20 protein-coding genes, 1 pseudogene and 1 riboswitch are annotated in these 24275 nt (G+C 68.6%); of the genes and pseudogenes, 11 read left to right on the top strand and 10 right to left on the bottom strand.

What is annotated here, in order from left to right:
- The 3 genes and pseudogenes from NY1_RS33685 to NY1_RS33695 all read right to left on the bottom strand — a co-directional run.
- A pseudogene (locus NY1_RS33685) lies at positions 1 to 575 on the bottom strand (hypothetical protein); the annotation flags it as partial.
- Between the two features lie 232 nt (positions 576 to 807).
- Complete coding sequence (locus NY1_RS33690) at positions 808 to 3423, bottom strand: helix-turn-helix transcriptional regulator (RefSeq protein ID WP_067721207.1); 2616 nt, start codon at positions 3421 to 3423, stop codon at positions 808 to 810.
- A gap of 63 nt (positions 3424 to 3486) precedes the next feature.
- Entirely contained in the window at positions 3487 to 4308 is an 822-nt protein-coding gene (locus NY1_RS33695) for a helix-turn-helix transcriptional regulator (RefSeq protein WP_067721208.1), read from the bottom strand.
- Between the two features lie 103 nt (positions 4309 to 4411).
- On the opposite strand from NY1_RS33695, the gene NY1_RS33700 reads away from it, so the two are divergent.
- Positions 4412 to 4948 (top strand): YceI family protein, encoded by a 537-nt coding sequence (locus NY1_RS33700; RefSeq protein WP_067721209.1) that lies wholly within the window; start codon positions 4412 to 4414, stop codon positions 4946 to 4948.
- Positions 4949 to 5020: 72 nt separating this feature from the next.
- Here the strand turns inward: NY1_RS33700 and NY1_RS33705 are convergent, their stop codons facing one another.
- On the bottom strand, positions 5021 to 6115 hold the full coding sequence (locus NY1_RS33705; protein ID WP_067721210.1) for a CaiB/BaiF CoA transferase family protein: 1095 nt from the start codon (positions 6113 to 6115) through the stop codon (positions 5021 to 5023).
- Positions 6116 to 6251: 136 nt separating this feature from the next.
- Here NY1_RS33705 and NY1_RS33710 point away from each other — a divergent pair, with 136 nt between their 5' ends.
- Complete coding sequence (locus tag NY1_RS33710) at positions 6252 to 6734, top strand: DUF456 domain-containing protein (RefSeq protein ID WP_067721211.1); 483 nt, start codon at positions 6252 to 6254, stop codon at positions 6732 to 6734.
- Here NY1_RS33710 and NY1_RS33715 read toward each other — a convergent pair.
- Both NY1_RS33715 and NY1_RS33720 read right to left on the bottom strand, forming a co-directional pair.
- Positions 6731 to 7621: an amidohydrolase family protein gene (locus tag NY1_RS33715; protein ID WP_067721212.1), complete on the bottom strand. Its 891-nt coding sequence runs from the start codon at positions 7619 to 7621 to the stop codon at positions 6731 to 6733. The genes NY1_RS33710 and NY1_RS33715 overlap by 4 nt on opposite strands.
- A gap of 81 nt (positions 7622 to 7702) precedes the next feature.
- Positions 7703 to 9103, bottom strand: a complete 1401-nt coding sequence (locus NY1_RS33720; RefSeq protein ID WP_067721213.1) for an FAD-dependent oxidoreductase — start codon at positions 9101 to 9103, stop codon at positions 7703 to 7705.
- A 272-nt stretch (positions 9104 to 9375) separates the two neighbouring features.
- On the opposite strand from NY1_RS33720, the gene NY1_RS33725 reads away from it, so the two are divergent.
- The 5 genes from NY1_RS33725 (at position 9376) to NY1_RS33745 (ending at position 12896) form a co-directional block, all read left to right on the top strand.
- The gene (locus NY1_RS33725; RefSeq protein WP_067721214.1) at positions 9376 to 9813 is read left to right on the top strand and encodes an Rv0361 family membrane protein; all 438 of its coding nucleotides are present in this window, start codon (positions 9376 to 9378) and stop codon (positions 9811 to 9813) included.
- A gap of 63 nt (positions 9814 to 9876) precedes the next feature.
- Positions 9877 to 9993: riboswitch (SAM riboswitch) on the top strand.
- 14 nt (positions 9994 to 10007) lie between these two features.
- Entirely contained in the window at positions 10008 to 10430 is a 423-nt protein-coding gene (locus tag NY1_RS33730; protein ID WP_067721215.1) for a rhodanese-like domain-containing protein, read from the top strand.
- A 26-nt stretch (positions 10431 to 10456) separates the two neighbouring features.
- Positions 10457 to 11671: an O-succinylhomoserine sulfhydrylase gene (locus NY1_RS33735; protein WP_067721216.1), complete on the top strand. Its 1215-nt coding sequence runs from the start codon at positions 10457 to 10459 to the stop codon at positions 11669 to 11671.
- A gap of 134 nt (positions 11672 to 11805) precedes the next feature.
- A complete protein-coding gene (locus tag NY1_RS33740; RefSeq protein WP_067721217.1) occupies positions 11806 to 12444 on the top strand; it encodes a type 1 glutamine amidotransferase family protein in 639 nt (212 codons plus the stop codon).
- Entirely contained in the window at positions 12444 to 12896 is a 453-nt protein-coding gene (locus NY1_RS33745; protein ID WP_218028522.1) for a MarR family winged helix-turn-helix transcriptional regulator, read from the top strand. Before NY1_RS33740 ends, NY1_RS33745 begins: the two co-directional genes overlap by 1 nt.
- Positions 12897 to 12958: 62 nt before the next feature.
- Here the strand turns inward: NY1_RS33745 and NY1_RS33750 are convergent, their stop codons facing one another.
- Positions 12959 to 13723, bottom strand: coding sequence for an HAD-IIA family hydrolase (locus NY1_RS33750; protein ID WP_067721246.1), 765 nt, complete (start codon positions 13721 to 13723; stop codon positions 12959 to 12961).
- Between the two features lie 214 nt (positions 13724 to 13937).
- On the opposite strand from NY1_RS33750, the gene fgd reads away from it, so the two are divergent.
- The 3 genes from fgd (at position 13938) to NY1_RS33765 (ending at position 18311) form a co-directional block, all read left to right on the top strand.
- Complete coding sequence (fgd, locus tag NY1_RS33755) at positions 13938 to 14945, top strand: glucose-6-phosphate dehydrogenase (coenzyme-F420) (protein ID WP_067721219.1); 1008 nt, start codon at positions 13938 to 13940, stop codon at positions 14943 to 14945.
- An 88-nt stretch (positions 14946 to 15033) separates the two neighbouring features.
- Positions 15034 to 17118 (top strand): phosphate acetyltransferase, encoded by a 2085-nt coding sequence (gene pta, locus NY1_RS33760; protein WP_067721220.1) that lies wholly within the window; start codon positions 15034 to 15036, stop codon positions 17116 to 17118.
- Positions 17115 to 18311: an acetate kinase gene (locus NY1_RS33765; protein WP_067721221.1), complete on the top strand. Its 1197-nt coding sequence runs from the start codon at positions 17115 to 17117 to the stop codon at positions 18309 to 18311. Before pta ends, NY1_RS33765 begins: the two co-directional genes overlap by 4 nt.
- Before the next feature lie 187 nt (positions 18312 to 18498).
- Here NY1_RS33765 and NY1_RS33770 read toward each other — a convergent pair whose 3' ends face one another.
- The 3 genes from NY1_RS33770 to NY1_RS33780 are packed head-to-tail and all read right to left on the bottom strand — an operon-like array spanning position 18499 to position 23463.
- Entirely contained in the window at positions 18499 to 21150 is a 2652-nt protein-coding gene (locus tag NY1_RS33770) for a serine/threonine-protein kinase (RefSeq protein ID WP_084535863.1), read from the bottom strand.
- 1 nt (position 21151) lies between these two features.
- Entirely contained in the window at positions 21152 to 22135 is a 984-nt protein-coding gene (locus NY1_RS33775) for a glutamate ABC transporter substrate-binding protein (RefSeq protein WP_067721222.1), read from the bottom strand.
- A complete protein-coding gene (locus NY1_RS33780; protein WP_067721223.1) occupies positions 22132 to 23463 on the bottom strand; it encodes a GlnX family signal transduction membrane protein in 1332 nt (443 codons plus the stop codon). Before NY1_RS33780 ends, NY1_RS33775 begins: the two co-directional genes overlap by 4 nt.
- Positions 23464 to 23596: 133 nt before the next feature.
- Here NY1_RS33780 and NY1_RS33785 point away from each other — a divergent pair, with 133 nt between their 5' ends.
- Entirely contained in the window at positions 23597 to 24271 is a 675-nt protein-coding gene (locus NY1_RS33785) for an NUDIX domain-containing protein (protein WP_067721224.1), read from the top strand.
- Positions 24272 to 24275 lie beyond the last annotated feature (4 nt).

Genomic DNA, 24275 nt, shown 5'->3' on the forward strand with positions numbered 1-24275 from the left:
ACACCGCCGGCGATAGCGGCCGGAATACCCGCCACGGCGGCGCCGACCAGTGCGCCGCCGACAGCGCCGGCCGCGGTCGCGGCGGCGATCTTGTCGGAGCGACTCGGGTTGATACCGATGGACTTTCCGCCGGTCGCGACGGCGGCTTCGGCATTGGCCGCGAAGTCGTTCACCGGGTTGAGGATGTCGTTGGGCACCTCGTCCGGGACCTCGGTCATGAAGTCACCGATGCGCAGGGTGCGCGGCGGCGGGGCGATCGGGGCCACCGGCTCGACGGGTTCGGGGGCGTGCAGCTGCTGCCAGTCGATGGCCGGGGCCGGTTCGGTTTCCACCGGGATGGGGCGGTGGGAGGGCGGGACGGCGTAGTCGGCCTGTGGGGCCGGGGCCGCGGGTTCGACGGTGGTGCCGGGCTGGCGGCCGCCGGAGTTGCCGGGGCTGTTGACGCCGGGCTGGGCGGGGCTGGTGACGCCGGGCTGCGGGATGGCTTGGGCGACGCCCGCACAGGCGATGGCGATAGCCAGCGGGAGGGCGCCCATGGCGGGGCGCAGGGCGTGGCGGAGCACGCCGGTATTCATTTCTCGATGCCGACGAGTCACGCCGAAACACCACCCTCATCAGATCTGGAACTGTCCCCCGCGGCTCGAACAGGGCCGCTTGGCTGACCTGGAACGGTCAGTTCGCGAGGATGGTAGCTGATTGGAAACTGTTGGTTCCAGATCTGATTCGAGAGAAGCTGTGCCCCACGTTGTGGAGGGAGATGTATCCCACACTATGCAGGCAGGGAGCCGTAAATGCTGGCCGCGAATCTCACGCTTCGGATTTGCCGAATGATGACCCGCCCCGCATCAACTCGGCGAGCGCCTCCCGATCCGTCACGTCGAGCTTGATGCACGCGCGATACAGATGCCCCTCCACCGTGCGCACCGACACCGTCAGCCGATCGGCGATCTGCCGGTTGGACAACCCGGCCGCGACCAGATTCGCGATCTCCCGCTCCCGAGCCGTCAACGGCAGCGGTTGCGCGGACTGCCGCAGCGCGGGCGTACTGGCCCCACCGCAAGCCGCCGCCAACCGGTTCGCGGTGGCCGCCGATTCGAGCAATCGCCGCCGATCACCCGCCCGCTCATGCGCGGACGCGGCCTGCGCGGCGGCGTCGGCCGCCGACAACAGCACCCCGATCGTCTCGAATTCCGCTGCGGCAGCATCCAATCCGGGCCCGTCGTGCGCCGCCACCGCCACCGCGTGCCGGGCTTGCGCCTGCACCAGCCGCCCGTCCACCCGCGCCGCCAGATCCGCGAGCCGCCCGGCCACCGAGTGATCCCCGAACCGCGCCGCCGTATGCAATGCCATCGCCTCGATAGCGTGCTGATGCGACCGCGCCGCCGCGTCCGCCGCGCCCAGCGCGAGCCGGATGGCGGGCGTCGCGGTGCCTTCCGCCGCCGCCTGCCACGCCTTCGCGATCTCCAGCTGCGGCTGATACACCGCACTGTGCCGCCCGCCCCGCTCCTCCGCGAGCGCGATCGACTCCGCCGCCTCGGCCGCCCGCCCGAGCGCCGAATACGCTTCCGCCAGCCGCAATCTCGCGGGATACATCCAGGTCGCCGCCCCCTCCATGGTGAGCGCCGCGAGCGCCTGCTCGAGATTGTCGATGCCCTGCGGGAACCGCCCCTGCGCGACGTCGACGGTCCCCTGCAGGATCCGGCTCATCCCCCACGCGTGGTACTGCCCGGCCGACGAATACGTGTAAGGGCTGCTCGCACAACGCCTCGCGTCCTCGAGCTCCCCGGTGAGCGTGAGCGCCAGCACTTCCGCGTGCGTCGACATGAACCGATTCAGTCCGTCGATATGCGATTCGATCTGATGCCCGCGCTCGGCGTACTGCCGCGCCGCTTCCCCGCGCCCCATGAACGCCAGCGCCAGCCCGCCCCCGAAGGCCGCCCACCACACCGCCCACGGCGGCGCGCCTTCCGCGTTCATGACGGGTTCGGCGAGCTGGAACGCGTCGTCGAGCCGGTTCTCGTGCACGGCGCACGCGGAGGCCAGCCCGTCGAGGGTGAGCGCGGTCTTGGGATGTTCGACCCGGCTGCGCACCGAGGCCAGGACTTCCTCGGCCCGGTCGGCATCGCCCATGGACCAGAACAGATTCGACACCCGGGTGCTGCCCCACCGCACCAGCTGCACTTCGTTCAATTGATCCGGATCGAACCCGGCTAGGGTCCGTTCGGCCTCGATGCGATGCCCTTGCCACAGCAGCGCCCGCGCCAGCAGATCCGCCGCCTCGACCCCGCCCCGCCGTTCCACCGCGGCCCGCGCGAACCGTTCGCCCAGTGGCAGATTCGCCAAGGCGATGGCATCGGCCGCCGCCGCCTCGAACAATTCCAGATCCGCCGATTTGTCACTGTCCAAAGCCAATTCGGCCAGACGGATTCGATCCGACGCCGAGGGGATGGGCCGTTCCCGCAGCGACGAATACAGCCGCCCGCGCAACCGGCGTGCCGACGCGATCCCCAGCCGTCGCCGGATCACCTCGCCGAAGAGCGGATGGTTGTACCGGACCAGCAATTGGTGACTGTTCTCGACAATCCTTATGGCGCCGCGGTTTTCGGCCGCCTCGACCGCCTCCGCTCCCGCCAGCTCCGACAGCACATCCAGGTCGATCGGCTCGCAGAAGGTCAGCAATTCGAGTACTCGCAGCACCGGCTCGGGCAGCTGCTCCACCCGATCCTCCAGCAGCGCAGCCAATTCCGAGGTGACCGCGGCCCGCCCGCGCAATTGCCACACCCCGTTGACCTGCCGCAGCGTCCCCGCTTCCAGCGCTCCTTCGACCAGATGCCGCAGGAAAAGCGCGTTCCCCCCGGACGATTCCCACATCAGGTTGGAGGTGAACCCCTCCAGCTGTCCGCCCAGCATGGATTCCACCAGCTCGACGCTCTGCCGCTGGGTGAACGGCGACAGGTCGATGCGCAGCAGATGCCCGTCCTTCCACAGCGAGGTCACCGCGTCCGGCACCGGCACCCCGCTGCGCACGGTGGTGACGATCCGCGCCGCCTTGTCGATGGCCAGCTGCAGCAGCAGCGTCGCCGACAGCTGGTCGAGCAGGTGCGCGTCGTCCACGCCGATGATGGTGTGCCCGTCCGCGAGCAGCGCCTCACGCGCCGCGGCCATGAAGGTCACCGGATCGTGGGCCGTGTACACCCCGACCATGTGCGCGAACACGCCCAAGGGGATGGATCTGGCGGATTCGGTGCCGGCCACCCAACGAACGTTGCCGCCGACGGCGGCGGTGGCCTGCCGCGCCAGCGTGGTCTTTCCGACTCCCGCATCACCGGTGAGAACGGCGCCGACGAAGTCGCCGCCGCTCAGCGCCGACCTGATCGATTCGAGTTCGCCCTCGCGTTCGACCATCGGCCAATTCCGAGCCATGGCTCAACTGTAGTGCGCCGACCCATAGTGAGCAGGGGAAACGAAAGGCCCGGAGACGGTGGATTACTCGTTGACCAGGCGCAATCCGGGGCTGCGGACTTGCCGGCGGTCCACCAGCCAGACCATGACGCTCTGGTCAGCGGCCGGATCGAGGGTTTCGACCTCGACCTCCACTTCGCCGCGCAGCGGATGGTCGATACGCAACACGCCCGAGCGCGCGTAGGTGACGACGTGCTCGCGCCAGCGGCGTTCGAACTCGGGGAAGCGCTGCAGGGTGGTGATCATGGTCTCCAGCGAGGGGTCGTCCGGGAACCGGAAGCGGCTCTCGCGCAGGATCGAGGTCACCATATCGGCGGCATCGGACCAGTTCAGGAAGTATTTCGGGGCGTCCGGATGGGCGAACAGGTAGTAGGCGAAGTTGCCGTGCCCCTCGTCACCGAGCAGGCCGAGCGGTTCGGTGAAGTCCTTCCAGGCCGGATTCCAGGCCAGCAGGTTCAGCCAGCGCCCGACCACGAAGGCGGGGGTGGGGTGCATGGCGTCGACGACGGCCTGCACGGTCTCGGTGACGCGTTCCCCGGCCTGCCCGCTGGACGGGCAGGTGGCCTTCTGTTCCATGTTCATGGCCAGCTTGCCGAAGTGGTGGCGTTCGACTTCATTGAGCCGCAAGGCTTCCGCGAGCGCGCCGAGCACCGCCATGGAGGGATTGGTGTCCCGGCCCTGCTCCAGCCGGGCCAGGTAGTCGACGCTCACGCCCGCGAGCGCGGCGACTTCCTCGCGCCGCAGTCCGGGGGTGCGCCGGCGTCGCCCGGCCGGCAGCCCGACGGCCTCGGGCTGTAGCTGGGCGCGCCGGGCGATGAGAAAATCAGCGAATTCGGAACGGGCCACCCATCCATCATGCCTGGACCGGAGTCCGCTTATCCCAGCCCTGCCAATGCCAGGATAACGACGGTGTGGTTAAGCGGACCGAAGTCCACTTATCGTCATTCGCATGACGACTTCCACCCAGACCCTCACCGCCGGCTCCTGGACCCTCGACGCCGCCCACTCCTCGGTCAACTTCACCGTCAAGCACCTCGGCATCTCCAAGGTCCGCGGCCGCTTCAACCGCTTCGAGACCGGTTTCGTCGTGAACGAGTCCGGCGAGGCCGCCATCGAGGCCACCATCTACTTCGATTCCTTCGACACCGGCAACTCGTTCCGCGACGACCACGTCCGCAGCGCCGAGATCCTGGATATCGCCAACCGCCCGCACCTGACCTTCCGCGTCCCCGAGCCGGTCAAGGTCGGCGAGGAGTTCGAGGTCACCGGCGAGGCCACCATCGGCGGCATCACCAAGCCGGTCACCCTCGAGGTCGAGTGGGGCGGCGTGCAGACCTTCCAGGACGGCACCAACCACGCCGGCTTCTCCGCCACCGGCACCATCAAGCGCAGCGATTTCGAGGTCGCCCCGGCCCTCCCGAACGCCATGCTCTCCGACAAGATCGCCATCGAACTCGACATCCAGCTCGTCGAGCCCCAGGCCTGATCGCATCTCGTTCGCGAAATGCGAAGGGGCGGCACCCGATCCGGGTGCCGCCCCTTCGGCGTTCCAGCGGGATTAGGCCCACACCTCGTCGATCGGGGTGCCCGCGTTCGGCGGCGGGGTCGGAATGCCGCCGGGGGTGCGGGAGAAGCGGGGGGCGGGGGCGTGCTGAACGACGCCGTCGATCTCGATCAGGCCGGAGCGGGCCTGGATGTGCGGGTTCTGTTCGGCCTCGGTGAAGGTGAGGACGGGGGTGGTGCAGGCGTCGGTGTGCTCGAAGACGGCCCACCACTCGTCGCGGGTCTTGGTCTTGAACTTGTCCGCGAACAGCTTTCGCAGCTGGTCCTGACCGGCGGGGTCGAGCTGGTGGGGGAGGCCCTCGGGGGAGATCTCCAGGCCCTTGAGCAGTTCCGCGTAGAACTGCGGCTCGATGCAGCCGACCGCCATGTACTTGCCGTCGGAGGTTTCATAGGTGTCGTAGAACGCCATGCCGGTGTCGAGCAGGTTGGTGCCGCGCTCGTCCGACCACAGGCCCATGCCCTTCATGCCCCAGATCATGTGCGAGAGGGCGAGCGCGCCGTCGACCATGGCGGAGTCGATGACCTGGCCCTTGCCGGAGGTCTGGCGTTCCACCAGCGCGGCCAGGATGCCGAAGACCAGGAACATGGAGCCGCCGCCGAAGTCGCCGACCATGTTCAGCGGCGGCACCGGGCGCTCACCCTTGCGGCCGATGGCGTTCAGCACGCCGGTCAGCGAGATGTAGTTGATGTCGTGCCCGGCGCGGTCGGCCAGCGGCCCGTCCTGGCCCCAGCCGGTCATGCGGCCGTACACCAGGCGCGGATTGCGTTCCAGCGCAAGCTCGGGACCCAGGCCCATGCGCTCGGTGACGCCGGGCCGGAAGCCCTCGATCAGCACATCGGCCTTCTCGATCAGCCCGAGCACCTTCTCGATATCGGCCGGATCCTTCAGATTCGCCTCGACGATGGTGCGCCCACGCCACTGCGGGCGCTCCATGAATCCGGGGAACTGCCCGGGCCGCTGTACCCGGACCACGTCCGCGCCCAGGTCGGCGAGCAGCAGCGCCGCGTGCGGACCGGGGCCGATACCGGCCAGTTCAACTACCCGCACGCCCGCGAGCGGGCCCTGCTTGGCGGTGGATGGAGTGCTCACGTCCCTGCCTCGGTTCATCGTCGATCCTGCGCACCGGATCACAACCCCGGTGTTGACGGTATGACAATAACGCGCCGACTCCGCGTGTCGGGATGTTGGGTCACAATGTGCGGTAGCGAGAGTGGAGGGCTGTGACGTGAGTGCGTCGGGTGAGGTGCTGGTCGGCCTCGCGATTCTGGTGGGCCTGCTCGGGGTGATCGTGCCGATCCTGCCGGGGGTGATCCTGATCGCCGGCGCCATCCTGGTCTGGGCGATCATGACCGGCGGAGCGGCGGCCTGGACCGTATTCGCGGTCTGCACAACGTTTCTGGTGATCAGCGGGGTGATCAAATACACCTGGCCGGGGCGCAAGCTCAAGGAGGCCGGGGTGCCGAACCGCTCGCTGTTCATCGGCGCGGTGCTCGGCATCATCGGGTTCTTCGTGGTCCCGGTGGTCGGCCTGTTCCTGGGATTCGTACTGGGCGTTTATCTTTCGGAACTGCAGCGCATCCAGCAGCAGAAAGCGGCGTGGCAGTCGACGGTGCACGCGCTCAAAGGCGTCGGGCTGTCGATGCTGATCGAGCTATTGGGAGCCCTGCTGGCAGCGGGGGTCTGGCTGGCCGCCGCCATCGCCGTCTAGCGCATCGGCGGCCGCAGCCCGCGATCGATGATCGGCAGCGGAAGAGTGTCGTGCGGAGGCGGTTTCGGCAATTCCGAGCGATGCAGCCGCAGCGTCGGCGCCTCGGGCCCGAACAGTGGCATGGCCGGCGCGGATTCGACGCGGCGGTCCTTGGTGGGCAGTCCGTAGAACAGCCGGGCATTGTCTTCCAGCACCCGGTGCAGATCCCCGCCCACCGCATTGGCGATCAGATCGATATCGGTATTGCGGAACGGCCGTCCCGCCCGCGTCCCCGGCAGATCCGAGCCGAACATGAGCGCTTCGGGGTTCACCGCGTGAATCTTGCGCAGCGCCATGCCCACATCCATCGACACCCGCCCGAACCCGGACGCCTTCACCTTGGCCCCGCGATCCACCAGATTCAGCAGATAGGGCAGGCAGTCGTCGCTCATCCCCATGTGATCGATGGACAGCTTGGGCAGTTTGGTGATGACCGGTTCCAGCGACCCCAGCATGGACCCGTCGATATACAGCTCCACATGCCAGCCCGCCAGCTCGTAGGCCCGCAGCGCCAGCATGGTCAGCCCGACGATATCCCCGCCGCCGCGCTTGAGATTGAACCGGACCGCCCGCACCCCGGCCCGATTCAGATCCATGATCTCGGCGTCGGTGGCGTCGATGTGCAGGTTCGCCACCCCGACCCAGCCCTCGCCGAGTTCGGCGAGGGCGGCCCGCAGAAAGCTCTGATCCGTGCCCTGGAACGACCCGCTGACCACGGCCCCACCGTCGATATCGAAGCGCCGCATGCGGTCGCGATAAGCCGAGATGGGGTACGGGTCGGGCAGGTAGCCCTCGTTCTCGATCAGCGGGAACCGCGGATCGATGATGTGGACATGGGCATCGAACACTTGATCAGCATGCCTCAGAACGGTGACAAGTGTGGATGACCTTGTCCGCCTGGTGGATCGAGCCTGGTCAGGCTGGTGCGGTCAGGACGGGTTGGTCACCTTGTCCGGTTCCGACGCCCGCAGCATGTCCTCGCGCTCGACGACCTTGACCCGCTCGCGGCCTTCCGGCTCGCCGAGGGCGCGCTCGTGCGCGTCGAGGCGGTACCAGCCGGCCCAGGTGGTGAACGGAATGCCCTTGCCCTCGAGGAAGGTGGTGACCGCGTCCAGCTCCGGCTCGGCGGCCGGGGTGAAGTTCGCGGCGTCGTCGAGCAGGCAGGCGATGGTCTCGTTGGCGTCGCCCTTGGTGTGGCCGATGAGGCCGACCGGGCCGCGCTTGATCCAGCCGGTCACGTAGGTAGCGGGCATGTAGCGATCCGCGCCGTCGGCGTCCTCGTTCACCAGCACGCGCCCGGCCTCGTTGGGCACGGTCCCGGCCTGGTCGTCGAACGGCAGCGCCGGGATGTTCTGCGACAGGTAACCCACCGCGCGGTACACGGCCTGGATGTCCCAGTCCTTGAATTCGCCGGTGCCCTTGCAGTTTCCGGTGCCGTCGAGCTGGGTGCGCTCGGTGCGCAGGCCCACGACCTTGCCGTCCTCGCCGAGCACCTCGGACGGGGATTCGAAGAAGTGCAGGAACAGCTTGTGCGGGCGGTTGCCGACATCGCGGATCGCCCACTGCTCCAACGTATTGCAGATCATGTCGACCTGCTTGGAGTGCCGGCGCGCGGCCTCGGAGCCCTCGTCGTAGTCGATGTCCTCGGGATCGACGATGACTTCGATGGTCGGCGAGTGGTCGAGCTCGCGCAGCTCGAGGGGCGTGAACTTGGCCTGCGCCGGGCCACGACGGCCGAACACGTGCACCTCGAGGGCCTTGTTGGCCTTCAAGCCTTCGTAGACGTTCGGCGGGATCTCGGTCGGCAGCAGCTCGTCACCGGTCTTGGCCAGCACGCGCGCCACGTCCAGGGCCACGTTGCCGACGCCGAGCACGGCGACCTTCTCGGCATCCAGGGGCCAGGTGCGCGGCACGTCCGGGTGCCCGTCGTACCAGGACACGAAGTCCGCGGCGCCGTAGGAACCGTCCAGGTCGATGCCCGGAACCTCCAGGGCCCGGTCGGCATTGGCGCCGGTGGAGAAGATGACCGCGTCGTAGAACCGCTGCAGGTCCTCGAGGGTGATGTCGACGCCGTAGTCGATATTGCCCAGCAGGCGCACCTGCTCCTTGTCGAGCACCTTGTGCAGGGCGGTGATGATGCCCTTGATGCGCGGATGGTCGGGGGCGACGCCGTAGCGGATGAGACCGAACGGGGCGGGCATCCGCTCGTACAGGTCGATGCTCACATCGGCATCGGATTTCATCAGCGCGTCGGCGGCGTAGATTCCGGCCGGGCCGGCGCCCACGATCGCAATGCGGAGCGGGCGGGTCGCTGCACTCTGTTCGGTCATTCTTACGCGCACCCTTTGATTCGATACTTCAGGTCTTGGTCTTTTCTTAGCTTAGGCTAAGTTGCGACCGGGTTCGGGGGTCCCGGGGACTCCCGACGCTGCAGCGTTGCTGCGTGGTGTTGCTATTCCCGCTTCGGCGGGGGAATTGCGCTGATTCTATCGGTGGTAAGGACCCGTACCCGCGAGGGTGCGGTGAACCACACGAATGCCCGCCGATCCGACAGGCCGGTGCCGTGCTCGATCCGCTCGCGCCGGGCAGGCATGATCTACCCATGAGTGACGTCGATGACCAGCCGGTTCCGATCGATCAGGACGAAACCCGGACCATGCTGCCGTTCCTGGTGGCGGCGGTGGTGATCGTGCTCGTCATCCTCGGCATCGTGATCGCCGCCCTGGTGTCCCCGGCTGAGAAGAATGTCACAGATTCCGATCGATTGGCCATCGCCGCCCGCACCTTCACCGACTCCCGCAGCGGCACCGACGTCATCGACAAGTCAACGGCCTGTTCGGGTTTCGACGAAGCCAAGTCCCCGCTCGCGGGCAAGCCCGGTGAACAGGGCGGCAAGTACGCGTACGTGAAGCTGGTCGACCCGCGGGTCGAGGGCGAGAAGGCGACCGCCCTGGTCACCTGGCGGGCCGGTGACCGGGAATCCACCACCACCTGGCACTTCAGCAAGCAGGGTTCGGCCTGGTTGGTGTGCGATTCGTGACACGGTTCCGGAGATCGGCGAACAGTTTGACAGCCGGGCCCGGTACCCGGCACTCTTCTCCCAGGTCATGAGTACCAGCGCCAAGCCCCGGCTGGCTGGTCGGCAACCCTCCTCCGCGGTGGGGTGCTCCGGGTGACGACCTGGCTGTGCATCGGAAAAACGATGCGGCAAGTGCGGATTCACAGGAGGTTGAAGTGAGCTACGCGGGTGACATCACGCCGAAGCAAGCGTGGGAACTGTTGCGTGACAATCCGGATGCGGTGCTGGTCGACGTGCGCACCGAAGCCGAATGGCGTTTCGTCGGCGTGCCCGACACCAGCGGCATCGGCCGCCCGACCGCGCTGATCGAGTGGGTGGACGTCACCGGTACGCCCAATCCGCGCTTCGTGGATCAGCTCAAGGGCGTGCTGGCCGAGCGCGGCGCGGACTCCGACGCCCCGGTCATCTTCATCTGCCGGTCCGGTCAGCGCTCCATAGGCGCGGCCACCGCCGCCACCGCCGTCGGCTTCGAGCCGTCGTTCAATGTGATCGAAGGTTTCGAAGGCGCACTGGACGCGCAGGGCCATCGCGGCGTCGTCGGCTGGCGTGCCGACGGCCTGCCCTGGCGGCAGTCGTAACCGGTCCGGGTCGATAGGAGACAGTCATGATCACCGGTGGTTCGTTCGACCGTCCGCTTCCCGAGGGCGTCGGCCCCGCCACGATCAGCGTGCGCGGCGGCACCCGGCGCTCGGGTTTCGAGGAGACCTCGGAAGCGCTGTTCCTGAATTCCGGATTCGTCTACGAGAGCGCCGAAGCGGCCGAGGCGTCGTTCACCGGCGATATCGAGCACTTCGTGTACTCGCGCTACGGCAATCCCACGGTCGCCATGTTCGAGGAGCGGCTGCGCCTGATCGACGGCGCGGAAGCGGCCTTCGCGACCGCCTCCGGCATGTCCGCGGTCTTCACCGCGCTGGGCGCGCTGCTCGGCGCGGGTGACCGATTGGTCGCCGCCCGTTCGCTTTTCGGCTCCTGCTTCGTGGTGGCCAACGAGATCCTGCCGCGCTGGGGCGTGGAGACCGTCTTCGTCGACGGCGAGGATCTGGACCAGTGGGAGCAGGCGCTGTCGGTGCCCACCCAGGCCGTGTTCTTCGAAACCCCCTCCAATCCGATGCAGACCCTGGTGGATGTGCGTGCGGTGGCGGATCTTTCGCATGCCGCCGGCGCGAAGGTGGTGCTGGACAACGTCTTCGCCACCCCGCTGCTGCAGAAGGGCTTCGACCTCGGCGCGGACGTGCTGGTCTACTCCGGCACCAAGCACATCGACGGCCAGGGCCGCGTGCTCGGCGGCGCCATCCTGGGTTCGCAGGAGTACATCGACGGCCCGGTCAAGAACCTCATGCGGCACACCGGCCCGGCATTGAGCCCGTTCAATGCCTGGACGCTGCTCAAGGGCCTGGAGACGATGCCGTTGCGGTTGCGCCAGTCCGTCGATTCGGCGCTGCGCATCGCGGAATTCCTGGAGCAGCATCCGGCCGTGGCGTGGGTGAAGTACCCGTTCCTGAAGTCGCATCCGCAATACGAGCTGGCCACGCGGCAGATGTCCGGCGGCGGCACGGTGATCACCTTCGAGCTGAAGGCGCCCGAATCCGAGGGCAAGAAGCGGGCTTTCGAGGTGCTGAACGGGCTGCGCATCATCGACATCTCCAACAACCTCGGCGATGCCAAGACCCTGATCACGCACCCCGCCACCACGACGCACCGGGCCATGGGGCCGGAGGGGCGGGCGGCCATCGGCCTGACCGACGGGGTGCTTCGTATTTCCATCGGCCTCGAGGATGTCGAGGACCTGATCGGCGATCTGGATCGCGCGCTGGGCTGATCCATCGAACCTCGCAAGCCGGGACCGTCCGCGTGACGGTCCCGGCTTTCTTTTGTCCCGGGTAGGCAGGCGGGGGCCAAGCCCCCGAACCCCCATTATTGACAGCATCCTGTCAAAGATGACAGGATGCTGTCATGACCAAGACAGTGCACCTCGCCGTTTACGACACCTTCTCCGACTGGGAGACCGGCCACGCGACCGCGCACCTCAATCGCGGCCTGTGGCATCGCGAGCCGGGAACCTGGCAGGTCAAGACCGTCGGCCTGACGACCGAACCGGTCACCTCCATGGGCGGCATGCGCGTCGTCCCGGATCTCGCGCTCGCGGACCTGTCACCCGCCGACAGCGCGCTGCTGATCCTGCCGGGTTCCGACACCTGGGAAACCGGTGCGCTGAAGGACTTCTCGGACAAGGCCGCCGAATTCCTCGCCGCCGGCGTCCCGGTCGCCGCGATCTGCGGAGCCACCTTCGGCCTGGCCGCCGCGGGCCTGCTGGACGACCGCAAGCACACCAGCAATGCCGCGGAATACCTTGCCTACAGCGGTTATTCGGGCGGCGCGAACTTCGTCCACCAACCCGCCGTCGCGGACGGCGCGCTGATCACCGGAAGCGGCGTCGCCCCGGTCGATTTCGCCGCCACGATCTTCGCGAAGCTGGACATCTACGAACCGCAGGTCCTCGAAGCCTGGGTCAAGCTGTACAGGGACAACGATCCGGCCGGTTTCTTCGCCCTCGCCGAATACGAGGAGAGCCGCGCGGCGGTCGCCGGATGATGCCGCCCGAGCAGGACCTCTTCGCCACCTCGGCGGTCACCACGTTCAAGCTGAACGGCCAATTCCTCGCCATCGCAGAGGAATTGGCCCGCCCGGCCGGTATCACCGTGGCCTGGTGGATGGTGCTCGGCGCGGTACTGCGCGAGCCGCTGCCGGTCGCGGGCATCGCCCGGGAGATGGGCATCACCCGCCAGAGCGTGCAGCGGGTGGCGGATCTGCTGGTGGACAAGGGTTTCGCCGAATACCGACCCAACCCCGCGCACAAGCGCGCCAAGCTGGTGGCGGTCACTCCGGAGGGCCGCGCGGCGGTGGAGCGCATCAACCCCCAGCACGCCGCCTACGCGAAAAGGCTGGCGGCGGAGCTCGGCGTCGATGCCATGCGCGACATCGCCGCCGCCCTCACCCGCCTCTCGGCCGCGCTCGACGCAGTCGGTCTACCCGAAATCGACTGACCCCCCGTCATTCCGGCATGTTCTCAGTCGGAATCCACACGGTTCGCCGGGATGACGCGGTATCAGCCCAGCAAGGAGAGCGGATCCCTGGTGTGCCCCACCAGTTCCGCGACGGAGTCGAGGATGAGGGTCGGCCGGTACGGGTACTGCTCCATGGTGGCGCGGCTGGAGATGCCGGTGGTCACCAGCACCGTCCGCATCCCGGCCTCCATGCCCGAGATGATGTCGGTGTCCATCCGGTCGCCGATCATCACCGAGGACTGCGAGTGCGCCCCGATCCGCCGCAGCGCCGACCGCATCATCAGCGGATTCGGCTTGCCCACGTAGTAGGGCTCCTTGCCGGTGGCCCGGGTGATGAGCGCGGCCACCGAACCAGTGGCGGGCAGGATGCCCTCGCGCGAGGGCCCGGTGGCGTCGGGATTGGTGGCGATGAACCGCGCCCCCGCCGCGATCAACCGGATCGCCGTGGTGATGGCCTCGAACGAGTACGTCCGCGTCTCGCCCAGCACCACGTAGTCCGGATCGCTGTCGGTGAGCACGTACCCGATCTCGTGCAGCGCGGTGGTGAGCCCGGATTCGCCTACGACATAGGCGGTTCCGCCCGGCCGCTGCTCGTTCAGGAAGGTCGCGGTGGCCAGCGCCGAGGTCCAGATGGACTCGATCGGGATCTCCAGCCCGGTGTGCTTCAAGCGCGCTTGCAGATCGCGCGCGGTGTAGATGGAGTTGTTGGTGAGCACCAGGAACGGAATGTCATTGCTGCGCAGTTCGGCGAGGAACTTGTCGGCCCCGGGCACCATGTGGTTCTCGTGCACCAGGACGCCGTCCATGTCGGTGAGATAGGACAGGATGGGATCAGCTGTGGTGGTCACCCGCCCGAGTCTAATTTGCCTTCGCGTTGCTGTCGGGTGAAGTCACCCCTGCCACATTCGTTCCCCGCTTTTGGACATATCGTGCGATGAGAGATGGTTCACCACGGGTGGGCCATCCGGGCGGGAGGTTGGCCCGCATGACACAAGCGCAGTACAGCGACAGGAGTGGCGCGTGAAGGACCTCAAGCTCGGATACAAGGCGTCGGCGGAGCAGTTCGGTCCCCGGGAACTGGTGGAACTCGCGGTTTCGGTCGAGGAGCACGGCCTCGACAGCGCGACGGTGAGCGATCACTTCCAGCCCTGGCGGCACAATGGCGGGCACGCCCCGTTCTCGCTGGCCTGGATGGCGGCGGTGGGCGAGCGCACCAATCGCATTCAGCTCGGCACCTCGGTGCTGACCCCGACCTTCCGCTACAACCCCGCGGTCATCGCGCAGGCCTTCGCCACCATGGGCTGCCTGTACCCGGACCGCATCATGCTGGGCGTCGGCACCGGCGAGGCGCTGAACGAGATCGCCACCGGCTTCCAGGGCGAATGGCCGGAATTCAAGGAGCGTTTCGCGCGGCTGCGCGAGTCGGTGGATCTGATGCGCGCGCTGTGGACGGGTGATCGCGTCGACTTCGACGGCCAGTACTACAAGACCGTCGGCGCGTCGATCTACGACGTTCCCAAGGGCGGCATCCCGATCTACATCGCGGCGGGCGGCCCGCTGGTGGCGCGGTACGCCGGGCGCGCCGGCGACGGTTTCATCTGCACCTCGGGCAAGGGCATGGAGCTCTACAACGACAAGCTGATGCCCGCGGTGGCCGAGGGCGCGGCCAAGGTCGGCCGCACCGTCGAGGACATCGACCGGATGATCGAGATCAAGATCTCCTACGACACCGATCCCGAACTGGCGCTCGAGAACACGCGCTTCTGGGCCCCGCTCTCGCTCACCCCCGAGCAGAAGCACTCGATCACCGACCCGATCGAAATGGAAGCCGCCGCAGACGCTTTGCCCATCGAGCAGATCGCCAAGCGCTGGATCGTGGCGAGCGATCCGGATCAGGCCGTCGACCAGATCAAGCCGTACCTGGACGCCGGCCTGAACCACCTGGTCTTCCACGCCCCCGGCCACGACCAGCGCCGCTTCCTGGACCTGTTCGCCGCCGATATCGCCCCGCGCCTGCGCGCCCTGTAACCGGTTTACCGACTCGGTTTCTGTGGCACTCGGCACGAATGCCGCGTGCCACGGAAATCAGTACATAGCGGTCGGTAGTCTTCTGATCATGGCTGCCGCACCGGTATCGAGTGTGTACATCGCGTCGCCCGAGGGCGACACCGGCAAGTCCACCGTGGCGCTCGGCGTGTTGCAGGCAATGGCCGCCACCACGCCCCGCGTCGGGGTGTTCCGGCCCATCACCCGTGATGCCGACGGGCACGACTACATCCTGGAACTGCTGCTCGAGCATTCCACCGCGGATATCGACTACGACCAGGCCATCGGCGTCACCTACGAGCAGGTGCACGCGGACCCGGACGCCGCCATCAGCGAGATCGTGATGCGGTACCACGCGGTCGCCAAACTCTGCGATGCCGTGCTCATCCTGGGCAGCGATTACACCGATGTCGCAAGCCCTTCCGAACTCCGCTACAACGCCCGCATCGCGGTGAACCTCGGCGCGCCGGTGTTGCTGGTGGTGCGCGGATCCGACCGCACCCCGGCCGAACTGGGCCAGCTGGTCGAGCTGTGCCGCAGCGAACTGGTCTCCGAGCACGCCAAGCTGGTCGCGGTCATCGCCAACCGCTGCGAGCCCGAGCAGATGGCGCAGGACGCGGCCGTGCTCAAGCAGGTCGCGCTGGTGCCGTCCTGGACCCTGCCCGAGGTCCCGCTGCTGCAGGCCCCCACCATGGCGGAGCTGTGCGAGGCCATCGACGGCGAAATCTACAGCGGCGACCCGGAATTGCTGCAGCGCGAAGCCCTGGACGTGATCGTCGGCGGCATGACCGCCGAGCACATTCTGGAGCGCCTCACCGACGGCGTCGCCGTCATCACCCCCGGCGACCGCTCCGACGTGCTGCTCGCCCTGGTGAACGCCCATGAGGCGGAAGGCTTTCCGTCGCTGGCCGGCATTCTCATGAACGGCGGCATGCAGCCCGCGCCGACCATCGCCCGGCTGATGGAGGGCCTCAAGCCCCGCCTGCCCATCCTGTCGACCGACCTGGGCACCTTCGAGACCGCCAAGGCCGCCGCCCGCACCCGCGGCCGGGTCTCGCTGTCCAGCATCCGCAAGGTCGACACCGCGCTGGCGCTGATGGAAGAGCATGTGGATCCGCGAGATCTGCTGGAGCAGATCGAGATTCCGATCCCGAACATCGTGACCCCGCAGATGTTCGAATACCAGCTCATCGAACGCGCGCGCGGCGACCGCAAGCGCATCGTGCTGCCCGAGGGCGACGACGACCGCATCCTGCGCGCCGCCGGCCGGGTGCTGCAGCGCAAGATCGCCGATCTGACCATCCTGGGCGACGAGGCCGCCGTGCGCGGCCGGGCCGCCGAGCTGGGCGTGGACATCGAGGCCGCCGAGGTGCTGGATCCGCGCACCTGCCCGCTGCGCGACGAATTCGCCGAGGAGTACGCGCGGCTGCGCGCCCACAAGGGCATGACGGTCGACCGCGCCCGCGAATTCATGAGCGACATCTCGTATTTCGGCACCATGATGGTGCACATGGGCGTCGCCGACGGCATGGTCTCGGGCGCGGCGCACACCACCGCGCACACCATCCGCCCGTCGTTCGAGATCATCAAGACCGAGCCGGGCGTCTCCACCGTGTCGTCGGTGTTCCTGATGTGCCTGGCCGATCGCGTCCTGGTCTACGGCGACTGCGCCGTGGTCCCGGACCCGACCGCCGAGCAGCTGGCCGATATCGCCATCTCCTCGGCCCGCACCGCCGCCCAGTTCGGCATCGACCCGCGGGTGGCCATGCTGTCCTACTCGACCGGCGAATCCGGTTCCGGCGCGGACGTGGACAAGGTGCGCGCGGCCACCAAGTACGTGCACGAGCGCGCCCCGCAGCTGCTGGTGGAAGGCCCCATCCAGTACGACGCGGCCATCGAGCCGACGGTGGCGCGCACCAAGCTGCCGAACTCCGAAGTGGCCGGGCAGGCAACGGTTTTCATCTTCCCGGACCTCAATACCGGCAATAACACCTACAAGGCCGTGCAGCGCAGCGCCGGCGCGGTCGCCATCGGCCCCGTGCTGCAGGGTCTGCGCAAGCCGGTCAACGACCTGTCGCGCGGCGCGCTGGTCGCCGACATCGTGAACACCGTCGCGATCACCGCGATCCAGGCGCAGCAGGAGGCAGCACAGTGAAGGTCCTGGTGATCAATTCCGGGTCGTCGTCGATCAAATACCAGCTGCTGGAACCGGATTCGGCCGATGTGGTGGCTTCGGGCATGGTGTCCCGGATCGGGGAGAGCCTGCCGGCCGACGCGGTGACCATCGAACATCAGAGCGACGGTGAGACTTTCGAGTACAAAGGCGAGATCGCCGATCACGCGGCCGGGCTGCGGGCGGTGTTCGAGCTGTTCACCGCCAGTGGGCACGACCTGGCCGCCGAGGGACTGGGCGCGGTCGGGCACCGCGTGGTGCACGGCGGCGAGGTGTTCTACGAACCGACGCTGATCACCGACGACGTGGTGCGGGCCATCTCCGATCTGTCTTCGCTTGCGCCGCTGCACAATCCGGCCAATGTGGTGGGCATCGAGAGCGCCCGCGCGCTGCTGCCGGGGGTGCCGCAAGTGGCGGTGTTCGACACCGCCTTCTTCCATCGTCTGCCCGCCGCCGCCAAGACCTACGCCATCGACGCGAAAGTCGCCGCCGCGCACGGTGTTCGCAAGTACGGCTTCCACGGCACCTCGCACGAGTACGTATCCGGCAAAGTCGCCGATTTCCTGGGCCGGGAGCGCACCGACCTGAACCAGATCGTGCTGCACCTGGGCAACGGCGCGTCCATGTCGGCGGTGCGCGGCGGTCGCGCCGTGGACACCACCATGGGCCTCACGCCGCTGGAGGGCCTGGTCATGGGCACCCGCTCCGGTGATCTCGATCCGGGCATCATCTTCCACCTGATTCGCACCGCCGATATGGATGTGAACGATGTGGATGCCCTGCTGAACCGGCACTCCGGCATCAAGGGCCTGTCCGGCGTCAACGACTTCCGCGTGCTCGGCCGCCTCATCGAAAACGGCGACACCGCCGCCAAACTCGCCTTCGAGGTCTACATCCACCGCCTGCGCCGCTACATCGGGGCGTACCTGGTGGAGCTGGGCCGGGTGGACGCCATCACCTTCACCGCCGGGGTGGGGGAGAACGACGCCAAGGTGCGGGCCGCCGCGCTGGCGGGGCTGGAGCGCTACGGCATCCGGGTGGACGAGGCCCGCAATACCGCGAAAGACCGTGCCGCCCGCCGCATCTCCGCCGACGACTCCGAGATCGAGGTGCTGGTGGTGCCGACCAACGAGGAACTCGCCATCGCCCGGGCGTCGGCGCGGCTGGTCGCCTGACGCTTCACGAAAACATCACGATGCGCTTGGCAAGGTAGTCCCCGGATCCGGTTCCTCCGGTCCGGGTCCACCGGAACCCGTGTCGCATACGCACAACCGCGGTGGGAACGAACTTCCCTCGCCGATCCCATGACCCGAAGGCTGCCCCCAAGGGTCACCGCGGTAGCGACACGGGGCCCTTCCGGGCTCAGAACCAGGATTTCGCCCGCACCGCGTTGGCCAGGTCCACCAGGTTGTACCGATGCCCCCGCTCCGGCGCCGACCGCGCCAGCCCGCGCAATCCGGTCTCGATCCCCTGCCGCAGCACCCGTTCGGTGAACGGCGCGCCGAACAGCTTGGTATCGGCCGACTTCGGCGTGTTCCCGGCCTGCAGCCACCCCAGCGCCGTCCCCAGCACCAGCACCCGCAATTGCGCGGCCCGGCTCTCCCCGGGCGGCAGCGCCTGCACCCGGGCCGCCGCCACGTGCAGCGTCGATTCCGCGAGTTCATGCACCGGGGCCGAAGCCAGCAGCATCAGCACCGCCGTCATCCGCGCCTCGGCGTAATGCCGTGAGGCGGGCGGCACTTCGTCCAGCGCGTGCACCGCGTCCTCGGTGCGCCCGGCCGCCGCCAGCTGCCGCGCCAGCCCGAACGCCGCGCTCACGACGCCGCGATCGGTGCGCCACACGGTGTCGTAATACTTCTCCGCATAGCACCGCCACTGCTCGGGATCCTCCGAATCCCAGTGCTGCAGAATCAATTCCGCCGTCGCCGCCAACGCCAGCTTGGGCGCGATCTCGCCCGGCAGCGCCTCCAGGACCGCGTCGAACCGGCTGAATGCCCGCTCGTAATCCTGTTCCAGCAGTTCGGACATGCCCAGATACCAGTCGATCCGCCAATCCACGGCGGGCGGTTCCGGCCGGTCGTCGAGCCGCCGCAGCAGCATGCGCGCCGCCGCCGCTTCGTCCAGATCCAGATGCGCCCGCACCTCGGCGAGCGTCACCTCCAGCTCGAAACTCTCGGGCGCGCCGCCGGGTTCGGCCGCCGCTCGCTGCCGCGCGTGCCGCAGTTCGTCGAGCGCGTGCCGCGGTTCCGGATGCGCCGCGCCCGCCAGCAGCGGCGCGGACGGATCGGCGGAATCGACGATCGGCACCGGCAGCGCCGACACCACATCGCGCGGCTGCAGCAGCGTCCCGCGATCGAGCCCATCGATCAGCCCGTCGGTCTGCGCCACCAGCTCACCGGTCCCGAAACTGGTGCGGGGCGGGCTGAACAGCGTCGACAGCTGCGGATGCTCGCTCCCGGTCTCGACCGCGAGAATCTCCCGCAGCACGCCCGTGAGCTGTCCCGCCAGCACCCGCGCGGACGGGAAACGCCGATCCGGATCCGGGTCGGTGGCGCGCAGCAGCAGCCGGTGCAGGAACTCGTGTTTCGCCAGCACGGGCTGGGTGGCGGGATCCGGGATCCCGTCCACGTACGCGCCTTTCACCATCGGCATGTTCAGCACCAGCACCGCGAGCGTGCGGCCCACCGTGTATATGTCCGAGGCCACCGTGGGCCCGGTCTGCGCGATCTCCGGGGCCTGGAAACCCCTGGTGCCGTACAGGTTTCCGTACGCCTCGAACTGCGCCACCGCACCCAGGTCGATGAGCTCCACCCGGTCGGTGGTCACCATGATGTTGTCCGGCTTGAGATCGTTGTAGGCCAGCCCCACCGAATGCAGATAGTCCAGCGCCGGCAGGATCTCCAGAATGTAGGCGATGGCCTCGGTGACCGGCATGCGCGCCGGTTTCGCGTACTGATCGAGCAGATCGCGCAGTGAATGCCCGCCCACGTACTCCATCACGATGTACCCGACCGGCGTCCCGTCCGGCCCCGGATGCTCCACGAAATTGTGGATCTTGACGATGCTCGGATGCGCCACCTCGGCCAGGAACTGCCGCTCGGCCAGCGCCACCGCTTGCGCCTCGGCGTCACCGGCGTGCAACAGGCCCTTGAGCACCACCCACCGGTCGCTCACATTCCGGTCGATGGCCAGGTAGATCCAGCCCAGCCCGCCGTGCGCGATACAGCCCTGGATCTCGTACTGACCTGCCACCCGATCGCCGGGATACAGCGAGGGCCGGAAATCGTAAGGCGCGCCACAGGTCTCACACGTGCCCACGGTGTTCGCCGCGTGCATGGGCGTGGCCCGCCCCACCGGCTTGCCGCAACGCCAGCAGAACCGCCGGCCCTCCGCCACCATCGGATCGGCCAGTACCGCCGCTTCCGGATCGACCGGTTCCACCGCCGGAATCTGCACCAGCCCGGCCCCGAGCCGCCGCACCACCGGCCGCGTCCGCGCCATCCGCGCCGTCCGCTGCGAGGGCCGCGTCGGCGTCCGCACCTCGCCTTCGGAGCCGCCGCGCCCCGAAACCGCTTCTCGCGGCGTGGAATCGGTCCATGTGCCCCGGCGTGGCCCCGCGATGCCCTGCGTACTCGGCCCGGTGCCGCGCGGCGCGGCCTCGGTCCAGGCCCACCCCTGCGTCCCCGCGACCGCCTCGGTCCCCGGCGCGTGCTCGGAATCCGCTTCCGCCGCACCGCCTTCGCCCGCCCGCGGATGCGCCTCGGTCCGCAGGAACGTCTCGGTGCCGATCGGGCGATGGAAGGCCGCCGTGCTGTCGGCCGGGTACTCGGCGTCGGCCGGAAACTCGGAGTCGGCCGGAAACTCAGGGTTGGCCGGGTGCTTGGTGCCCGCCGGGTGCTCGGTGTCCGTCGGGTCCTCGGCCTCAGCCGGAACATCCTGCGCCGCCGCGTGATCCGGGACCGGCGGCTCGGCGTCCCGGTCCGGTCCGGGTCCGGGGGAGGGGGTCTCGGTCATGTCAGTCCTGATACCTCGGCAGCGGGGGCACGGCGGCGTCCCCGAGCGCGGCGGCCAGCCAGCGCCGGTACAGCCGGTTCCAGGTCCCGTCGTTCCGGATCCGTTCCAAGGTCCCGTTCACGAACCGCACCAGATCGTCGGCGCCCTGCGCGATCCCGATCCCGTACTGCTCGGTGGACAGGTTAGGCCCCACCACCTCGGTCGCCGGATCCTGCACGGCCAGCCCGGCCAGCACGGTGTCATCGGTGCTCACCGCCTCGACCTGCCGCTGCTGCAACACCACCAGGCAATCGGCCCAGCTGGGCACGGTGAGAATCGAGGCGGCCGGCTGCTGCCGGCGGATCCGGTCCAGCGAGGTGGTCCCGCGCACCACGCAGACCCGCCGCCCGGCCAGATCGGTGAGCCCGCCTATCCCGGAGTCATGGGTGGTCAGCACCCGCTGATGAGCCTGCAGATAAGACGTGGAGAAGGTGACCCGCTGCCGCCGTTCACAGGTGATGGTCATGGTCTTCACCACCACGTCCACGGTGTGTTCCTGCAACGCCCGCTCCCGGTCCGCGGACCCGAGAATGCGGTATTCGATGAGCTCCGGATTCCCCAGCAGATCCCGCGCCAATTCCTTGGCGATGTCCACATCGAACCCGTCCAGCGCGCCCGTCGTCGGATCCCGGAAGCTGAACAGATTGCTGCCCGGATCCAGCCCCACCACCAGCCGCCCGCGCGCCCGGATGGCATCGATGGCCGAACCGGCGCGAATCCCGTTGGGCCGCAGGCTCGCCGTCGGATCCGCGCAGGTCTCGGTATCCGGCGGCAACGGTGCGTGGGTCTGCGCCGCCACCGCGCCCGACGGCAGCGGCGGTTCCACATAACTCGGCGCCCGGGTGGACACCGGCGGCGCGGTGGCGTCCTCGCCGCAGCCGGTCAGCACCACCGCCACCGTGGCGAGCGCGGCGGCCGAGACGATCCGGACGGGTCTTCGGCTCATCGGTACTCCCGTAGTCGAGGCCAGAGCCCGGCCGCGATGAGCACGGCCGCCGCCGTGCTCAGCACCAGTGCGCCGGGCGCGAGCAGGTCCAGTGCGCGAGCCGCCCGGGAGGTATTGGCGCGCAGCGTGTTCCGGGTATCGGCGATGCCGTCGCCGAGCGCCCGGTCCAGCGCGTCCACCTGCGCGGTGGCCTCGTTCGCACCCGGGCCGGTGGCGACCGCCCCGGCCCCGATGAAATCACCCTTGGACAGTGCGTCGTTCATCCGCTGATGCGCCGCCTTCCAACGGTCCAGGGCGGCGTTCGCGGTCTTCACCTCGGCGGAACCCGGTGCGCCGGAAGGGTAGTCGGCCAGGATCCCGCGCAGCTTCGCGATGGCCGCGTCGTAGGTGTTGTCGTAGCCGGCGCTGGTGTCGCGCCGCACCAGCTTCAGGGTCTCGGCGGTGCGCGCCTGCTGCGCCAGGATCCGGCTCTCGGTCAGGCTGGCCGCGGGCACGCTGCCACTGTCGCGGGAATCGGTGGTGGCCACCGCCGAGATCACGCCCGCGATCACGGTCCAGCCCAGCAGCGCCACCATGGTCGTACTGGCCAGCAGCAGACCGAGATTCAGCACGCGATGCCAGCGCCGGAACAGGAACAGCTGAGCCGCCACCAGCGCCGCCACCGCCAGCAGCGGCAGTGCGATTGCGGGCCACGGCGGGCGCACGTGATTGTGCTGCGTCGCGGCGATGGCGCTCTCGCGATGCTCCTGCAGTTCCTGCGCCATCGGCAGCAGCGTGGCCTGCATGAGATTGGACGCCTCGCTCAGGTATGCCGCGCCCACCGGCTGCCCGCCGCGATTGTTGGCCCGCGCGGTCTCCACGATTCCGGTGTACACCGGCAACCCGGTGGCTATCACGGTGCGCAAATGCGTGTCGGTGTCGCGGTCACTGCGATTGGATTGCGTCACCAGCTCGGCCCCCGCCTCGCCGACCGCCTGGTTGTAGCGGTCCCGCACCGGTTTGGGCTCCAGCCCGCCGGAGATGAACGCGGTGCCCGCCGAGGCGTCGGCCACCGAGAGCGAGGTGTAGAGCCGCTGGGCCGAATAGGCATCCGGCTCGGCCTGATCCAAAAGCACGTCCAGCGCGTGTTGCCGATTGGTCACCGCGGTCGCCGTGACCACGCCCGCGGCCACGCACAGGCTCAGCAGGATCAGCCCGACGGCGATCAGTTTCGCCGGTGAGGACTGCGCGAACGCCCGCATCTCGGTGGTCGCCAGCCGTTGGCGCACGGCCGCCGCGGCGGCACGAGGCGACAGCTCGTCGAGCCGCAACTGCTCCGTGCGAGCCATGCTCACCTCCCACTGACCGAAACCGAACGATCGACTTGTTGATGTCGAATGAGCTTATTGTGGACGTACCGGTGCCGTGACGCGGGAACACGATGCGTTGCGCCACGTCCCGGTTCGGAGGATGGAGCGAAGCATGCGTGGTGACGGTGACGGCTGGTCCGAAAGCCCCGACGGCACGCGCCAATGGGGTCGATTCGGGGCTGCCGGGCTGTTGCTGCGGGCTCCGCTGGCGGGTGGTGGATCTGCCGTGCTGTTGCAGCATCGAGCGGCGTGGAGCCATCAGGGCGGCACCTGGGCATTACCCGGTGGGGCGCGCGACAGTCACGAGACCACCGTGCACGCCGCGGTCCGGGAGGCCGAGGAAGAAGCGGGCATCGCGGCCGGGGCGATCCGGGTGCGCGGCACCCGCGTGACGGCGACCGCGCCGAGCGGCTGGACCTATACGACGGTGGTCGCCGATGCGGCCGAACAGCTGGCCACCGAGGGCAACCTGGAGAGCGAGGCGCTGGCCTGGGTGCCGGAGGCCGAGGTGGACGCCCGGCAGCTGCATCCCGGGTTCGCCGCGGCCTGGCCGGCCCTGCGCGCCACGCCCACCTTGATCGATCTGGAGGATCTGCCCGATCCGGACGCCGTGGCGGCGGCGTTGCCGCGGACCGTGGATCTGGCGGGCGACGGGTTCCTCTGGTTGCAGACCCAGGGTCTGGGCAATGGCCGCCGGGTGCGGATCGGCGCGGGTGAAACGGCATCCGCCAGCGCCGGATTGACCGGAAATGTGTTGTTCCTCACCCTGGCGCAGGTGTTGTCTTGAGGGC

Origin of the sequence: Nocardia yamanashiensis NBRC 100130 (assembly GCF_001613325.1) — a bacterium.
Classification (GTDB): domain Bacteria; phylum Actinomycetota; class Actinomycetes; order Mycobacteriales; family Mycobacteriaceae; genus Nocardia; species Nocardia yamanashiensis.

Coding starts and splice junctions, on each gene's coding strand:
- NY1_RS33785 (WP_067721224.1), top strand. CDS start 23,597: ATGCGTGGTGACGGTGACGGCTGGTCCGAAAGCCCCGACGGCACGCGC.
- NY1_RS33750 (WP_067721246.1), bottom strand. CDS start 13,723: ATGGACGGCGTCCTGGTGCACGAGAACCACATGGTGCCCGGGGCCGAC.
- NY1_RS33700 (WP_067721209.1), top strand. CDS start 4,412: ATGACGACTTCCACCCAGACCCTCACCGCCGGCTCCTGGACCCTCGAC.
- NY1_RS33745 (WP_218028522.1), top strand. CDS start 12,444: ATGCCGCCCGAGCAGGACCTCTTCGCCACCTCGGCGGTCACCACGTTC.
- NY1_RS33740 (WP_067721217.1), top strand. CDS start 11,806: ATGACCAAGACAGTGCACCTCGCCGTTTACGACACCTTCTCCGACTGG.
- pta (WP_067721220.1), top strand. CDS start 15,034: ATGGCTGCCGCACCGGTATCGAGTGTGTACATCGCGTCGCCCGAGGGC.
- NY1_RS33770 (WP_084535863.1), bottom strand. CDS start 21,150: ATGACCGAGACCCCCTCCCCCGGACCCGGACCGGACCGGGACGCCGAG.
- NY1_RS33720 (WP_067721213.1), bottom strand. CDS start 9,103: ATGACCGAACAGAGTGCAGCGACCCGCCCGCTCCGCATTGCGATCGTG.
- NY1_RS33775 (WP_067721222.1), bottom strand. CDS start 22,135: ATGAGCCGAAGACCCGTCCGGATCGTCTCGGCCGCCGCGCTCGCCACG.
- NY1_RS33735 (WP_067721216.1), top strand. CDS start 10,457: ATGATCACCGGTGGTTCGTTCGACCGTCCGCTTCCCGAGGGCGTCGGC.
- NY1_RS33725 (WP_067721214.1), top strand. CDS start 9,376: ATGAGTGACGTCGATGACCAGCCGGTTCCGATCGATCAGGACGAAACC.
- NY1_RS33780 (WP_067721223.1), bottom strand. CDS start 23,463: ATGGCTCGCACGGAGCAGTTGCGGCTCGACGAGCTGTCGCCTCGTGCC.
- NY1_RS33690 (WP_067721207.1), bottom strand. CDS start 3,423: ATGGCTCGGAATTGGCCGATGGTCGAACGCGAGGGCGAACTCGAATCG.